Source organism: Marinospirillum perlucidum, assembly GCF_003336805.1.
Classification (GTDB): domain Bacteria; phylum Pseudomonadota; class Gammaproteobacteria; order Pseudomonadales; family Halomonadaceae; genus Marinospirillum; species Marinospirillum perlucidum.
The window spans coordinates 89,648-103,714 of sequence record NZ_QFWJ01000004.1; the positions used below are offsets into that span (position 1 = coordinate 89,648).

13 protein-coding genes are annotated in these 14,067 nt (G+C 53.6%); 7 read left to right on the forward strand and 6 right to left on the reverse strand.

The features are described from left to right. Position 1 precedes the first annotated feature (1 nt). On the forward strand, positions 2-1,030 hold the full coding sequence (flgL, locus tag DFK18_RS07520) for a flagellar hook-associated protein FlgL (RefSeq protein ID WP_114417641.1): 1,029 nt from the start codon (positions 2-4) through the stop codon (positions 1,028-1,030). A 19-nt stretch (positions 1,031-1,049) separates the two neighbouring features. Here the strand turns inward: flgL and DFK18_RS07525 are convergent, their stop codons facing one another. Then, positions 1,050-1,313 carry a hypothetical protein gene (locus tag DFK18_RS07525; protein ID WP_114417642.1) on the reverse strand — a complete coding sequence of 88 codons (264 nt, stop codon included), beginning with the start codon at positions 1,311-1,313 and terminating at the stop codon, positions 1,050-1,052. A 153-nt stretch (positions 1,314-1,466) separates the two neighbouring features. Between DFK18_RS07525 and purE the strand changes: the two genes are divergently transcribed. The 4 genes from purE to DFK18_RS07545 all read left to right on the forward strand — a co-directional run bounded on the left by purE (position 1,467) and on the right by DFK18_RS07545 (position 4,271). Further along, on the forward strand, positions 1,467-1,958 hold the full coding sequence (gene purE / locus DFK18_RS07530; protein ID WP_114417643.1) for a 5-(carboxyamino)imidazole ribonucleotide mutase: 492 nt from the start codon (positions 1,467-1,469) through the stop codon (positions 1,956-1,958). Positions 1,959-1,967: 9 nt separating this feature from the next. After that, complete coding sequence (locus DFK18_RS07535) at positions 1,968-3,110, forward strand: 5-(carboxyamino)imidazole ribonucleotide synthase (RefSeq protein ID WP_114417644.1); 1,143 nt, start codon at positions 1,968-1,970, stop codon at positions 3,108-3,110. A gap of 87 nt (positions 3,111-3,197) precedes the next feature. After that, positions 3,198-3,671 carry a Dps family protein gene (locus DFK18_RS07540; RefSeq protein ID WP_114417645.1) on the forward strand — a complete coding sequence of 158 codons (474 nt, stop codon included), beginning with the start codon at positions 3,198-3,200 and terminating at the stop codon, positions 3,669-3,671. Positions 3,672-3,749: 78 nt separating this feature from the next. After that, positions 3,750-4,271: a DUF501 domain-containing protein gene (locus tag DFK18_RS07545; protein WP_114417646.1), complete on the forward strand. Its 522-nt coding sequence runs from the start codon at positions 3,750-3,752 to the stop codon at positions 4,269-4,271. A gap of 8 nt (positions 4,272-4,279) precedes the next feature. Here the strand turns inward: DFK18_RS07545 and DFK18_RS07550 are convergent, their stop codons facing one another. Beyond that, positions 4,280-4,660, reverse strand: coding sequence for a hypothetical protein (locus tag DFK18_RS07550; protein ID WP_114417647.1), 381 nt, complete (start codon positions 4,658-4,660; stop codon positions 4,280-4,282). Between the two features lie 149 nt (positions 4,661-4,809). On the opposite strand from DFK18_RS07550, the gene DFK18_RS14740 reads away from it, so the two are divergent. Next, positions 4,810-4,935 carry a hypothetical protein gene (locus tag DFK18_RS14740; RefSeq protein WP_281269766.1) on the forward strand — a complete coding sequence of 42 codons (126 nt, stop codon included), beginning with the start codon at positions 4,810-4,812 and terminating at the stop codon, positions 4,933-4,935. Positions 4,936-5,027: 92 nt separating this feature from the next. Here the strand turns inward: DFK18_RS14740 and DFK18_RS07560 are convergent, their stop codons facing one another. The 3 genes from DFK18_RS07560 to DFK18_RS07570 all read right to left on the reverse strand — a co-directional run bounded on the left by DFK18_RS07560 (position 5,028) and on the right by DFK18_RS07570 (position 10,241). After that, positions 5,028-8,156 (reverse strand): efflux RND transporter permease subunit, encoded by a 3,129-nt coding sequence (locus DFK18_RS07560; RefSeq protein WP_114417649.1) that lies wholly within the window; start codon positions 8,154-8,156, stop codon positions 5,028-5,030. Continuing rightward, a complete protein-coding gene (locus tag DFK18_RS07565) occupies positions 8,156-9,244 on the reverse strand; it encodes an efflux RND transporter periplasmic adaptor subunit (protein ID WP_162299726.1) in 1,089 nt (362 codons plus the stop codon). The genes DFK18_RS07560 and DFK18_RS07565 overlap by 1 nt, the downstream gene beginning before the upstream one ends. Before the next feature lie 76 nt (positions 9,245-9,320). Then, positions 9,321-10,241 carry a LysR family transcriptional regulator gene (locus DFK18_RS07570; protein WP_114417651.1) on the reverse strand — a complete coding sequence of 307 codons (921 nt, stop codon included), beginning with the start codon at positions 10,239-10,241 and terminating at the stop codon, positions 9,321-9,323. A 188-nt stretch (positions 10,242-10,429) separates the two neighbouring features. Between DFK18_RS07570 and metE the strand changes: the two genes are divergently transcribed. Continuing rightward, a complete protein-coding gene (gene metE / locus DFK18_RS07575) occupies positions 10,430-12,718 on the forward strand; it encodes a 5-methyltetrahydropteroyltriglutamate--homocysteine S-methyltransferase (RefSeq protein WP_114417652.1) in 2,289 nt (762 codons plus the stop codon). Here the strand turns inward: metE and DFK18_RS07580 are convergent. Continuing rightward, positions 12,709-13,926 (reverse strand): pyridoxal phosphate-dependent aminotransferase, encoded by a 1,218-nt coding sequence (locus tag DFK18_RS07580; protein WP_114417653.1) that lies wholly within the window; start codon positions 13,924-13,926, stop codon positions 12,709-12,711. The two genes, metE and DFK18_RS07580, sit on opposite strands and share 10 nt — an antisense overlap. Positions 13,927-14,067 lie beyond the last annotated feature (141 nt).

Below are 14,067 nucleotides of genomic sequence, written 5' to 3' on the forward strand. Positions count from 1 at the left end.
CATGATTCGCATGTCCACAGCCCAGATGTTTAATACCGGCCTTTATAACATGACCCAGAGTCAGAGCCGGATGAACCACACCAACAACCAGTTGGGTTCCGGCAAGGCTATCGTTACCCCTGCTGATGATCCCGTCGCTTCAGCTCAAACCCTGAATACCAAAACCCGAATTTCCGTGGTGGCCCAGCAAACCCGCAATGCGGATTTTGCCGATAAAAACCTCAGCCAGACTGAATCCGTTCTGGATCAGATGGAAAGCAGTCTGATTCGTCTGAAAGAAATGGCCGTCCAATTGAGTAGTGACCAATGGAGTGACGAACAGGTCAAGGCCACGGGGCTGGAAGCCAAGGAAATTCTGGGTCACCTGCAGGGGTTGGTGAATACCAAGAATGAAAGTGGTGAATATATCTTTGCCGGTAGTCAGGCTGATCAAAAAGCTTATAACGGCAATGAATTTCAGGGTGATCCCATTGAAAGAGAGGCTCAGGTCGCTGATGATACCTTTATCAAGATGCTGACCTCTGGTGACCGTGCATTTGAGAATCTTGATGGTTTGCGTATGGTTGATGCCAATGGTGATGAGGTTTTCTGGCAGTCTGATGGTAGTGGTGCTGATAATGCCGCTGTGGGAGTTGGTGATATCCCTGCTGTGGCTGATCCCTCTACACCCTCTGTTGGCAATATGCTTGGGGTTATCCAGTATTTTGTCAACGCAACGGGTAATGGCACCGGCGGTACCGTCGCTGATGTGGACAAGGAAGCAATTCGTACGTCCATGGACAATATCGATATTGCTTTTGAGCAGCTGTCTCAGACCCGTTCGCAAATTGGTTCACGCCAGAATACTTTGGAAGCGGTGATCAACAGCAACGAAGACTTTGAGCTTTTTGCCAAGAAAAGTCTGTCCGAGTTGGAAGATCTGGATTATGCCGAAGCCATCACCCGTTTTCAGCAACAGCAGATGTCTTTGCAGGCTGGCCAACAGGCTTTCAGCCGGGTTTCGCAATTGAGTCTGTTCAATTATATCTAAATCTACCTGGCCGGCGCTTTTAGCGCCGGCTTTGGTAGAGCCCTACCAGACACATCACCAGACCGGCACAGGCCAGCCAGAAGCTAGCACTGACGAGGGTTGGGTGGCGTTCGGCAAAAGGAATGAAAACAGCCCTGGACCCTTCCACACACTGCCCTGTTTGGTAGTCATACTGGTTGCCTGTATGAATGCAGCTACTGACATCCGCATATTCCATACCCCAGCTACCCATCAGTACCACAAGAGGTAGTACCAGCAAAGCCAGTCCCAGTTTAACCAGCATTCAGTCTCTCCTAAGGCTTGTTGCTAAAAGCGGTCAGCTTAACCGGAACACTGTCTTTGCAAAAGTCATAATTGAGACTTTTCCCGCGTGGCGTTTAAGGGTATCCTCACCAGCTTTCATTTTTTTGCAGTTTTTAAAACTGAGGTTTAACTCATGCAGCCACAAGTAGGCGTCATTATGGGTTCCAAGTCGGACTGGCCGACCATGGAACATGCCGTGCAGATGCTGGAAAAACTGGGCGTGACTTATGAAGTGAAAGTTGTTTCTGCCCACCGTACCCCTGACCTGCTGTTTGAATATGCGAAAACAGCAAAAGAGCGTGGTCTCCAGGCCATCATTGCCGGTGCCGGTGGCGCTGCCCATTTGCCGGGTATGGCTGCATCGCAAACGCCGCTGCCTGTCCTGGGTGTACCGGTTGAGTCCAAGGCCCTTAAGGGGATGGATTCTCTTCTTTCTATTGCCCAGATGCCCGGCGGTGTTCCTGTGGCTACTCTGGCAATTGGCAAAGCGGGAGCAACCAATGCCGGGATTCTGGCTGCTCAGATCGTGGCTTTGCAGGATGCTGGCGTTGCAGAAAAGCTGGACCTTTTCCGCAGCCAGCAAACCCAGACCGTTCTCGACAACCCCGACCCGCGCGAAGACTAAGAGGCCGCTATGCGAACAGGTATTCTCGGTGCAGGACAACTCGGGCAGATGCTGGCCTTGGCGGGTTATCCGCTGGGTCAACGCTTCGTCTTCCTGGATACCAGTGGTAATCCCAGCGCTGATATTGGTACCACCCTGATCGATCCGGACAGGGAGCAGTTGTCTGCTTTTCTTGAGCAGGTGGATCAGGTGACTTATGAATTCGAGCATCTGCCGGTCGAGTTGGTCAGAGAAATCGAAAAGCACAAGCCGGTTTATCCCGGTAGCCGAGCTCTGGAGGTTTGTCAGAACCGCTCACTGGAAAAACAGCTTTTTACCCAGCTGGATATTCCAACACCTGAATACCGTTTGGTCGAATCTGCTCAGGAACTGGCCGCTGCTGTTGCCGAATTAGGTGAAGCCAAGGGCCGTCCGGTCGTGGCCAAATCCGTAACTGAAGGCTATGACGGCAAGGGGCAGGCAGTGCTTAAGCAGGCTTCACAAGCAGAAACCGCCTGGCAGGAAATCGGTCACCCTTGCCTGATCGTGGAAGCCTTTGTCGATTTTGTTCGTGAGGTTTCCATTATTGCTGTCCGGGGTCAGGAGGGTGAAGTGGTCTTTTATCCCATGGCCGAAAATCACCATGTTGATGGTATTCTGCGTTATTCCCTGGCCCCCCTGCCGGATCTGGATGCCAATACCCAGAAACAGGCTGAAACCTATATTCGTTCCCTTCTTCAGGAACTGGACTATGTTGGCGTGCTGACGCTGGAACTCTTCCAGAAAGCCGATGGCCAGTTGCTGGCCAATGAAATGGCCCCGCGCGTGCATAACTCCGGTCACTGGACCCAGGAAGGCGCAATTACCTGCCAGTTTGAGAACCATTTACGGGCCGTGGCTGGCTTGCCCTTGGGTTCTACTGAGGTGGTTAAACCGACTTGTATGCTGAACCTGATTGGTCAGTTGCCTGCTACCCGGAAGATTCTGGCCAAGAAAGCGGCTCATCTGCATCTCTATGGCAAAGAAGAAAGAGCAGGGCGCAAACTGGGCCATATCAATCTCCAGGCAGAGACTACTGAGTCCCTGGTTAGAGGGGTAGAAGAACTGGCGCAAGAGTTGCCTTCTGCACCCAAACCCTATTTCAGCTTTGTTTCTGATAAACAATGCCTATAATAGAGATGAAAAGTCTCACTTAGTCAGCCCGGCTTTTTAGCATTAAAGTATTAAGTGAAATATTTAACGAGCAAGGAGGTTGTAAGAATGAGCACTAACCGCATCGGTTTGGATACAGCCAAGGCAACCCAGCTTTCCGAGAAGCTGAACACCCTTTTGGCCAACTACCAGATTTTTTACATGAACGTGCGTGGTTACCACTGGAACATCCAGGGTCCTGAGTTTTTTGAACTCCACGTTAAATTTGAAGAGCACTATAACGACCTACTGCTCAAGGTTGATGAGCTGGCAGAACGTATTCTGACCCTGGGCCATCGTCCTTTGCATGCCTTCAGTGATTACATTGCTACCAGTGAGATCAAGGAAGACAAGCAGGTCAGTGAAGGCAAAGCCTGTGTAGAAGGGTTGCTGGCCGGCTATAAAACCATTATTCAGATGCAGCGCTCTATCATGGAATTGGCCGGTGAAGCCGATGATGAAGGCACCGCTGCTCTGATGAGCGATTATATCTCTCAACAGGAAAAAACAGTCTGGATGTTGAGCGCCTATCTGGGCCGTTAAGTTTTCAGGCTTTTCTCAGCAGTCGTACAACAGCCGGGTGGCCAGGCCACTCGGTTTTTTTAATGAATAAAGATCATCATGTTAACTGCCATCCAACAAAAGCCGACACCCGAACAGCAACGCATCATTACCGAAGAACTGGGGCGCGAACCCAAGGGAATGCAGTGGGTAACTGCTGTAGACAGCCATGGCCGGCCTCTGGTCGTACAGGTGGATGCATTGGTGGATGACAAGCCTTTTCCCACTCTCTACTGGCTTTCCAGTCGGCTTCTGGTTAAGGAGTTATCCCACCTGGAGGCTGCCGGAGTTATCAAGGAACTGGAAGCACGTCTGCAGGAAGACGAAGACCTGATGCAGGCTTATCGGCATAGCCATGAGGATTATATTCGCCGCCGTTGGGAAGCCATGTCAGCTTCGACCCGCGCCCGAGTGGAAGAACTGGGTTTCAATCCAGTCTTTGAGCGGCGAGGTGTTGGCGGAATCGAGAACTGGCAGCAGGTGCGCTGCCTGCATACCCAGTATGCCCACCATCTTAGTGGTAACAATGCCATTGGCCAGTGGCTGGATCGTGAATACGGGATTAACCGCCTGATTCCCTGATCTTTGAGCTAGAAGCTGGTGTAGGTCAATTTCATGTTCTTCTTATCCTTCAGGTATTGCTGAATAAAAGCCTTGTCTTCAGCTTTCATTTGTTTGATTTCCAGATCAATACCATAAAGGGTTCCACAAGCCAGGAGTACGGAGCTCAACACCTTGCCCCCCAGAAGCAGGTGATGCTTTTGTCCCTGGTGAATGGCGAAAACCTCGAGTTTGACCGCCGCACCTTTTTTCAGCTTGCGCTCACTTTGAAAGCGGATTTCCTCTTCACTCAGGCTTTGGGTGTAGGCCCAAAAACCCTTGTAGCCCTGGTGGCTTGCATCCGCGAGCAGCAAACGGGCTTTCCAGTAGGTAGGAACGCCACGATTCAACTCTTCAACTGCTTTTTTCATTGGATGCAACTCCCTCAGACTCATTTATGGTTGGAAGGTGAACATTGTAATTCATGATCCAGATTAAGGTTAGTGCTATTCTCTCAGTTAAAATATGCGTTAAACTTAGAAAATGGGCATCAGCCTTAATCAGTCGGTGGAGAGACCTTATGTATCTGGATCAATATGTTGTAGCAAGCCTTGTGCTGGTAGCCGTAATGGTTGTTGCCAGCGTCTGGAGTATCAAAAAACTGAAAAGCATCATGGACAAGGATGCAGCCAACGCTAAGAAGTAATGCGTTGCTCACTTGATTTGTAAAAGCCCGGCTAATTTGCCGGGCTTTTTTATTCCGGGGTACTATCTCGTGGCCCTGAGAGAAGAACGCAGCTAGGAAGTGGCTTGCATTTTCCTTTCACGGATTGACAACTTCTGTCCCAAAACCAGCAAACAGGGTGTCAAAACCAGGGTAAGCAGGGTAGCAAAGGCCAGTCCACCGGCAATCGCACTGGAAAGTTGCCGCCACCATTGAGTGGAAGGGGCACCCAGAGCCAGACTGGGTTCTATCAGGTTGACGTTGATGCCCATCACCATAGGCATTAGCCCCAAGATAGTGGTCAAGGCCGTCAGCAAAACAGGGCGTAGCCTCAGACAGCCGGTTTCCAGGGCGGCTTGGCGGGCTTCCAGACCCTGCTGGCGTAGATGATTATAGGTATCGATCAACACGATATTGTTATTGACCACGATACCGGCCAGGGCAATGATCCCCATGCCAACCATGACCACGCCAAAGGGCTGACCGGCCAAGAGGAGCCCCAGAAGCACCCCGGCAGTGGAAAAAACAATCGCCGAGAGCACCAGCAGACTCTGGTAGAGGCTGTTGAACTGGAGCACCAGAATAATCAGCATCAGGAAGATGGCGACCAAAAAAGCCAGCATCAGGAAAGTCTGGGTTTCTTTCATATCGGCATCTTCACCGCCGATTCTCACTTCCACACCTTCAGGCAGTTGGCTGAAAAAGGGGCGTAATTGGGTCAGTCTTTCATCCAACTGATAGCCGCTTTCCAGATCACTGCGCAGAGTGAGGGTTCGGCGCCCATCCACTCGGCGCAGGTTGCCGATCTTGGGGGCAGGTTCCAGTGTCACGAACTGATTCAACGGGACCTGCCCTGCACTGGTAGACAGGGTCTGCTGCTGTAACTGGTTCAGGGTACGATCGGCATAGGGCAGACGAACCCGGATGTCTACCTCGTCATCGGCATCGGCCGGGCGGTAGGTGGCCAGTAAGAGGCCATTGGTGACCAGTTGCACAGCACTGCCGACGGTAGCGACATCGGCCCCGTAGCGGGCTGCTGCTTCACGGTCCACCTGGAAACGCCATTCGATACCCGCCAGATTACGATCATCCTGGTAATCGGTGAAACCACCTAGTTCCTGCATGCGGCCTTTGATGGCTTCCAGTGCCTCTTCTGCCTTACTCGGGCTTTGCGAGCTGATTTCCAAGACCACGGGCTTGCCTGCGCCCGGTCCTTGCTCCTGCTCACGGAAATTTAGCAGGATACCGGGAATGCCCGTTGTTCTTTCTCGCATACTGGCCAGGATTTCACTGGCCGGTCGACGCTCATGCCAGTCGGTAAACTGGAACTGAATAATACCGATGGTATCTTCCGGAGGTCCGCCCCAGGGGCCGCCACCGGCAGGACCGGCAAAGGAACGGGCGTAGACGGCTTTGACCTCGGGCATCCCCAGTAGTTTTTCTTCCACCTGGCGGACCAGCGCATCTCTTTCTTCAATGGAGAGATCGCCTCTTGCCCTGACCTGAACCTGGGCGGATTCGGGTTCAATCGAAGGAAAGAAATTCATGCCATGGTTGAATTTGGCATAGGCCAGATAGATCACCAGGATTAATGCCAGCATCCCCAAGAGCGTTAATCCGGGGCGCTTGAGCAGCTGATTCAGCAGACTACGATAACCCCGCCCAGCGCGTGTTAATTCCTGGGTTCCGAGTAGGCTAAGGTCGTCCTGGTCACTGGTCGTGGGTTCAACCGAGCGGCGTCCACCGGCCAGGCTGCCCAGAGAAGGCAGAAAAACCAGGGCCATGGCTAGCGAAGAAGTCAGGCAGAGAATGACCGTAATGGGCAGGAATTTCATGAATTCCCCCACCATGCCCGGCCAGAAAAGCAGGGGAGCAAAAACCGACAGAGTCGTGGCCGTGGAGGCAATAATCGGCCAGCTCATTCGTGAAGCGGCGCGAGTCCAGGCTTCTGTGGGACTAAACCCCTGGTGCAGGTAGCGGTCAGCCAGCTCGGTCACCACCAGGGCACCGTCAACGAGCATCCCGGCCACCAGGATCAGGGCAAAAAGAACGATGATGTTGAGGGTGTAACCCAGTGACCAGATCAGCAATATCCCCATCAAAAAGGCACCGGGAATAGTGACCCCGACGAGAAGCGCTGAGCGAACGCCCATGGCTGCGATGACCAAAAGTAATACCAGCACCACAGCGGTCAAAACATTGTTGAGCAGATCATCCAGCGTGTTTTTGACCTCGGTGGACTGGTCCATAATGAAGTCCACTTCCAGCCCTTCGGGGAGGTGCGGCTGAGCCTCTTCCAACAGGTAACGAACCTTTTCCACGGTTTCGATGACGTTGGTCCCGGTGCGTTTGGTGACTTCCAGTACCAAGGCCGGCTGACCATTGATCTGCGCATAGCTATCAGGGTCCTTGAAAGTGCGGTGAATGCGGGCCAGGTCGCCAAAGGTCACCACAGTGGAGCCTTCGACCTTGACCGGCATGCGCATCAGATCATCCAGCTCCTCAATGACACCGGGGACCTTCATGGCCAGGCGGCCCGAACCGGTATCCAGACTACCCGCCGCAACCAGACGATTATTGCGGGAAACCAGGTTGAACAGCTGGCTGTAATTCAAACCATAGCTTTCCATGGCCTGGGGACTGACGAGTATTTCCAGCAAATGTTCGCGATCCCCGCCGATATCCACTTCCAGGATTTCCGGGAGTCCTTCCAATTCTTCTTTCAGGCGTCGCCCGGTGGCAAAGAGGGTGGCTTCATCCAGGGGGCCGGACAAGCCGATGGAGAGGATAGGAAAAAGGGCTGTATTGATTTCGTGTACACGTGGCTCATCGGCTTCAGCAGGAAGCTGGCTTTGGCCGGTATCCACCTGCTCGCGTGTTTTCTGCAAGGCCAGATCGGGATCAAAACCGGCATCAAATTCCAGCATGATGGAGGCATGCCCCTCGGAGGCAGTGGACACCATCTTTTTGATGCCTTCCAGCCCCCGCAACTCCTGTTCCATGGGGCGTAGTAGCAGACGCTCGGCATCCTCCGGGCTGACTCCCTCCAGCGACATGGAAATATAAACGTAAGGGATGGTGACGTCCGGGTTGGCTTCCTTGGGAATATCCACGTAGGAAAACCAGCCGCCCAGTAACAAAAAGAGCAGTGTCAGCAGGGTCGCTCTACTGCGCTCGACAGCCGTCTTGATCAGCAAATACATTATTCACTTGCCTCGGCTGTGGTGGCGGTGCGAGTTCTGACAGTATCACCCTCCTTGACGAAACCACCACCGAGGGTAATGACCTCGAGCTGTTCGGGCAGACCGGCGACCCAGACACCGGAGGTATCGTTACTGAGAACTTCTACGCGGGTCCAGGCCACCTGTTGGTTGTCCACTAGATGCTTGATACCCAGGTAACCTTCCTCGTTGAGGCTCAGTAGCGAGGCAGCCAGATAGTGGGCCTGGGTCCTGGGTAGCTGAACTCTTAGAGTGGCGCTGGCCCCGGCCAGACGTTGCTGGCCGGAATTGTCGATTTGGGCTTCCAGGCGGAAGGTCCGGGTCTGGGGATCGGCCTGGCGACCGACAAACACAACTTCGCCGGTTAATTGCTGACCATCCAGTAGCTCCAGGGTCACGACCTGACCTTCACTGACTTGATCAATTGATTTTTGTGGAACCCGGGCCAGGGCACGCAGTTGGCGGGTATTGATCAGACGAGCCAGTTGCTGGCCGGGCTGGACAGCATCCCCGATTTCGACCAGTAACTCCTCCAGATAACCGCTAAAAGGAGCCTGGGGCCGGGTATGCTGTAGATCCAATTGGGCTGATTTCAGATCGGCCTCTATCTGGAGCAGACTGCTTTGCAGGCGCAGGTACTCGGTAAGTGCCAGATTGCCACCCTCGACCAGACGTTCTGCTGCTTGCAATTCAGCTGCTCTGCGCGCCCGTTCCGCCTCCAGGCGTTGGATCTCTTGCGGGCGACTGTCTGCTGCCAGATGCAAAAGGGTTTCACCCGCTTCAGCCGCCTCTCCCTCTGCCACGGGTAAACGGGTTACACGGCTCGAAGTTTCAGCCTTGAGGACAAGGCTTTGGGAGGCTTGCAGCTGACCCTGGAGTTGCAGCTGTGGCTGGAATTCCTGAGCCTGAATACTGCGGGTTTCCACCAGAAAAGCTTCTTCTTCCTCGGGTGGCGGCGGCGGAGGAGCTTCTTCGCGGCTGGACAAGAATTGTCCGCTGATGAGCCACAGAACCAGCAGGAGAAGAAAAACCAGAGCAAGCAGCAAGGAGAAGGTTTTTTTGGTTGGCATCTGCATCCCTGTTACCGGATTAGTTTACTGGGTGGTAAAGTTTAATCTTGCCTAAAAGTGCAGTAGACTGCAAGGTCTAATCTTCAATGGCCTTGATGCTATTCAATACCTGGGCTGAAGTCTGGCGCGCCAGTTGAATAAAATCACGAATAAAAGCCAGATCCTGCTGGTTATCCCGGCTGGCTGCATAAAGTGTTCCCCAGGTTCCTTCTTCACCCATACGACGAGCTGCAACATAGTCCCTTTCCAGATATTCCGTCAAAGCCCAACTGGGCAGGGCACAAACTCCGCGATGGCTGGCCACCAGTTGCATCATCAGGATAGTCAATTCAGCCGTACGTATTTGTCGGGGTTCGATGCCGGCCGGATCAAGAAAACGGGTAAAAACATCCAGCAGATTACGCTCCACCGGATAGGTAATCAGGGTTTCTTCGGCCAGATCTTCAGGCTGAATCCATTCCTTGTTGATAAAAGCATGGTCCTTGGCCAGGGCAAGAAGGCTTTCGTATTCAAACAGGGGGGTATAGCTGACGCCCTCGATGGGACGCGGATCAGCGGTAATCACCAGATCCAGCTCCTGGCGTTTCAAGGCAGGCAAGGGAGCAAAATGATGACCACCGGGGATGTCGATTTCCACCTCCGGCCAGGCTTTGCGAAAGGCATCCAGGGTCGGCATTAACCACTGATAGCAACTGTGGCATTCAATTGCCAGGTGCAGGCGACCTGCCTGCCCCTTGGCCAGGCGTTGTAAATCGCGATGGGCTGCATCCACGCGCGGCAGGATGTCATCAGCCAGTTTCAGGAGGCGCTCACCAGCCGGGGTGAACTGTAAGGGTTTGCTCTTGCGAATGAAAAGCTCGCTATCCAGAAGGTGTTCCAGGGATTTGAGCTGATGCGAAAGTGCCGACTGGGTCAGATGCAGGCGTTCGGCGGCATCCACCAGGCTGCCGCAGCTGCGCAGGGTGACCAGGGTTTTCAGGTGTCTTAGATCAAGCATCTTTTGCCTTGAATTAAATTCAATTTTAAGTTTTAAAACTTGAGTTTGATTCAATTATGGGTTTGCCCAAGAATACTTGCAACCTCTGTGGCCGGAAACGGGTTCTTCTCTGCGAGCCGTTTTCGGCCGTTTCATATGTTGGGATCACCAGCTACCCAGTGGCTGGACTATCAGTATAAGGATGCAAGATGACAAAACCGATTACCCATATTGCTGGCTACCCTCGCATGGGCGCCCGGCGTGAATTGAAATTTGCCCTGGAGAAGTATTGGTCCGGTCAGCTGCAAAAGGCAGAACTGGAGACCCAGGGTCGCCAGCTTCGTGAGCAGCATTGGCTGGAGCAAGCGAAGGCAGGCCTGGATTTTGTCAGCGTCGGTGATTTTGCCTTTTATGACCAAATTCTCAATCTCAGCCAGTTGTTGGGAGTAATACCGCCGCGCTTTCACACCACAGATCAGGAGGATGATCTGGATACCTATTTCCGCATGGCCCGGGGGCGGGCACCTTGCGGCCAGCCAGCCGCTGCCTGTGAAATGACCAAGTGGTTTGATAGTAATTACCACTATCTGGTGCCTGAATTTCAGCCGCAGCAGCTATTCAATCTGAATGCTCAGCGGTTGTTGGCTGAAGTCAGTGAAGCTCAGGTACTGGGCTACCGGCCCAAGGTCACTCTGGTGGGTCCTCTGACCTATCTGTGGCTGGGCAAGCCCCAGGGTGAGTTTTCAGCCCTGGAGCTTCTGCCTGCTCTCCTGCCGGTTTATGCTCAACTGCTTCAGAAATTGGCGGATCAGGGAGTGGACTGGGTGCAGTTGGATGAGCCTATCCTGGCGCTGGATTTGCCCCAGGAATGGAAGCAGGCTTTTGAAACTGCCTACAACCAGCTCCAGGCCGTGACTATCAATAAGCTGGTGGCCGTCTATTTTGGTGGTTTGCAGGATAACCTCGGCCTGGCGGTTAATCTGCCGGTTGCCGGTCTGCATCTGGATTTGGTGAGAGCACCTGAGGAGCTGGAACAGGTATTAGACCGCCTGCCTGGCTACAAGATTCTTTCTGCAGGGGTTGTCGATGGCCGCAATATCTGGCGGGCCGATCTGGCGGCCTTAAAAGCCAACCTGGAGTCAGCTCGAGAGCGCCTGGGCGAACGGCTCTGGCTGGCGCCCTCCTGTTCGCTGTTGCATCTTCCCCAGGATCTGGCGCAGGAAGATCAGTTGGACCCGCAAATCCGGGCCTGGCTGAGTTTTGCCCGCCAAAAGCTGGATGAGTTGGCCCTCCTGGCCAAAGCCCTGGATGACGGCGATGCGGTTGAAACCACCTCCGTTTGGATAGAACAGCAGGCGGCAGTGAAAAGTAGACAAACTTCAGCGCTGATTCACAGCCCTCAAGTGGCTGCACGCCTGGCAGCAATTACCCCTGCCGATCTGAAGCGGCCAGCAGCCTATGCGCTTAGGGCAGCAGTGCAAAAACAGGCATTGAATCTTCCGCTGTTTCCCACCACCAGCATCGGTTCCTTTCCGCAGACGCCTGAAATTCGCAAGACACGTCGGGATTACAAGCAGGGACAAATAACAGACGACACCTACCGGCAGGTGATGCAGGAAGAAATTGCCCAGGCCGTCAGGGAACAGGAAGCCCTGGAACTGGATGTGCTGGTGCATGGCGAAGCCGAGCGTAATGACATGGTGGAATATTTCGGTGAGCAGCTGGAAGGCTATGCTTTCACCCGCTTCGGTTGGGTGCAAAGCTATGGTTCACGCTGTGTCAAACCGCCAATCATTTATGGAGATGTAGCCCGCTCTCAGCCCATGACTGTGGAGTGGAGTCGTTATGCTCAATCCCTGACAGCCAAACCCATGAAAGGCATGCTGACCGGGCCTTTAACCTGCATGCAGTGGGCGTTTATTCGTGATGATCAACCCCGTGAAGTAACCTGCAAACAAATCGCCCTGGCCTTGCGTGATGAAGTGCAGGATTTACAGGCGGCTGGTATTGGCGTGATTCAGATTGATGAACCGGCTTTTCGCGAGGGATTGCCCTTGAGGCAAGCCGATTGGGCGGGATACCTGCGTTGGGCGGTGGATTCCTTTCGCCTGAGTGCATCTGTGGCTGAAGAGGCAACCCAGATACACACGCATATGTGCTATTCAGAATTCAATGACATTATAGAAGCCATTGCTGATTTGGATGCCGATGTCATTACCATCGAAACCTCCCGCTCCAACATGGAATTGCTGGATGCTTTTGAAGATTTCGAATACCCCAATGAAATCGGGCCGGGGGTTTATGATATCCACAGCCCCAATATTCCTGAAGTTGACTGGATGGTGCAGCTGATGCAAAAGGCAGCGGAAAAAATTCCTGCCGAACGCCTCTGGGTCAACCCCGACTGCGGTCTGAAAACCCGCCAGTGGGCCGAAGTTCGACCGGCACTGGCGGCGATGGTTGCAGCAGCCAGACAGCTGAGAAGGGACTACTTGTAGTCCTTGCCCAGCTTCTGTTTACCCAACCAGGGAATCATGCGATCAAAGGCTTCTTCGATCTGATCCATGGAGTTGGAGTAGCTGATGCGGATGTAATTGGAGCAGTCTTCCCCGAAGGCATCACCGGGGATGACGCAGACACCGGTTTCATCCAGTAGCTGCAGGGCCAGCTTACTGCCGTCTGTACCCTTGGGCAGGGACGGGAAGATGTAGAAGGCCCCTTCCGGCACATAGCCTTGCAGGTAGGGGGCTTCATTAACCAGCTTCACCACTCTATCCCTTCGCCTTCGGTATTCGGCCACCATATCATCCACACAGCTGCGATCGCCCCTGAGGGCGGCTACCCCGGCCCACTGTGCCGGGGTGTTGGCGACGGTGGTGGTGAACATATGGTAACGACGCAGTTTACGGATGGCGCCCTGACTGGAAATAATCCAGCCGATCCTGAGGCCGGCCATACTGAAGGTTTTGGAAAAACTGGAAATGGACATGACGTGGTCCAGATCCGAGGTGCAGCTAATCACACTGGGGAAATCCATGTGATCGAGAATCAAGTGGTCATAGACTTCGTCGGCAAAAACATAGATGCCCCGGTAAGCGGCTTCCTCGACGATGGCTTCCACGGTTTCACGCGGGTAGACAGTGCCCGTGGGGTTGCTGGGCGAGTTGAGTACGATGGCAAAGGTACGCATGCCCATGGCATCGATGACTTCCTGGGGATCGATTTGGTGTCCATGCTCGGCACGGGTAGGGATCAGCTTAACCTCGCCCCCGTTCATACGGATCAGCGGAGCGTAGAGCAGAAAAGTGGGGTCGGTACAGATAAACTGACGCCCTGGCGCGGCTGTCGCTGACAGGGCCAGGTACATGGCCTCGGTCGCGCCGGTGGTAACCAGGAAGTTGTCTTCAGTCAGTCGGTCAACGCCATAGCGTTCCGAGTAGTAATCCCTGAGAGCGGTCAGGAGTTCAGGCAGACCCGAGTCCATGGTGTAACCGGTCTGGCCTGCTCTCAAGGCATCTATATGAGCTTCAATAATATGCTCAGGTGTGGGGAAATCCGGCTGACCGATGGAGAGGTGAATCACATTCTCACGGTCGGCCGCCATGTTGATCATCCGCCTGATTCCCGGCATGGGGATGGCATGCATGGAAGGGCCAAACATGGAAACCTCGGAACGGTCATATATTTCAGTATCCATATCACTCATATCTACAACTCCCGGTTCACTAAGGTCGGCAACTTGCCAAGGTTGGAAATTTCAGGCTAGGCCGCTAGACACGGCGGGTCAAGAGTTAATTATCAAGGGTTTGAATTGACTTGACCCCGGGTTGAAAAAAGGTCTAGTTTG

What these genes read in the sequence shown, in the direction of transcription:
- DFK18_RS07525 (WP_114417642.1), bottom strand. Translation starts at nt 1,313, where the DNA reads ATGCTGGTTAAACTGGGACTGGCTTTGCTGGTACTACCTCTTGTGGTA.
- DFK18_RS07580 (WP_114417653.1), bottom strand. Translation starts at nt 13,926, where the DNA reads ATGAGTGATATGGATACTGAAATATATGACCGTTCCGAGGTTTCCATG.
- DFK18_RS07540 (WP_114417645.1), top strand. Translation starts at nt 3,198, where the DNA reads ATGAGCACTAACCGCATCGGTTTGGATACAGCCAAGGCAACCCAGCTT.
- DFK18_RS07565 (WP_162299726.1), bottom strand. Translation starts at nt 9,244, where the DNA reads ATGCCAACCAAAAAAACCTTCTCCTTGCTGCTTGCTCTGGTTTTTCTT.
- DFK18_RS07545 (WP_114417646.1), top strand. Translation starts at nt 3,750, where the DNA reads ATGTTAACTGCCATCCAACAAAAGCCGACACCCGAACAGCAACGCATC.
- flgL (WP_114417641.1), top strand. Translation starts at nt 2, where the DNA reads ATGATTCGCATGTCCACAGCCCAGATGTTTAATACCGGCCTTTATAAC.
- DFK18_RS07560 (WP_114417649.1), bottom strand. Translation starts at nt 8,156, where the DNA reads ATGTATTTGCTGATCAAGACGGCTGTCGAGCGCAGTAGAGCGACCCTG.
- DFK18_RS07535 (WP_114417644.1), top strand. Translation starts at nt 1,968, where the DNA reads ATGCGAACAGGTATTCTCGGTGCAGGACAACTCGGGCAGATGCTGGCC.
- DFK18_RS07550 (WP_114417647.1), bottom strand. Translation starts at nt 4,660, where the DNA reads ATGAAAAAAGCAGTTGAAGAGTTGAATCGTGGCGTTCCTACCTACTGG.
- DFK18_RS07570 (WP_114417651.1), bottom strand. Translation starts at nt 10,241, where the DNA reads ATGCTTGATCTAAGACACCTGAAAACCCTGGTCACCCTGCGCAGCTGC.
- DFK18_RS14740 (WP_281269766.1), top strand. Translation starts at nt 4,810, where the DNA reads ATGTATCTGGATCAATATGTTGTAGCAAGCCTTGTGCTGGTAGCCGTA.
- metE (WP_114417652.1), top strand. Translation starts at nt 10,430, where the DNA reads ATGACAAAACCGATTACCCATATTGCTGGCTACCCTCGCATGGGCGCC.
- purE (WP_114417643.1), top strand. Translation starts at nt 1,467, where the DNA reads ATGCAGCCACAAGTAGGCGTCATTATGGGTTCCAAGTCGGACTGGCCG.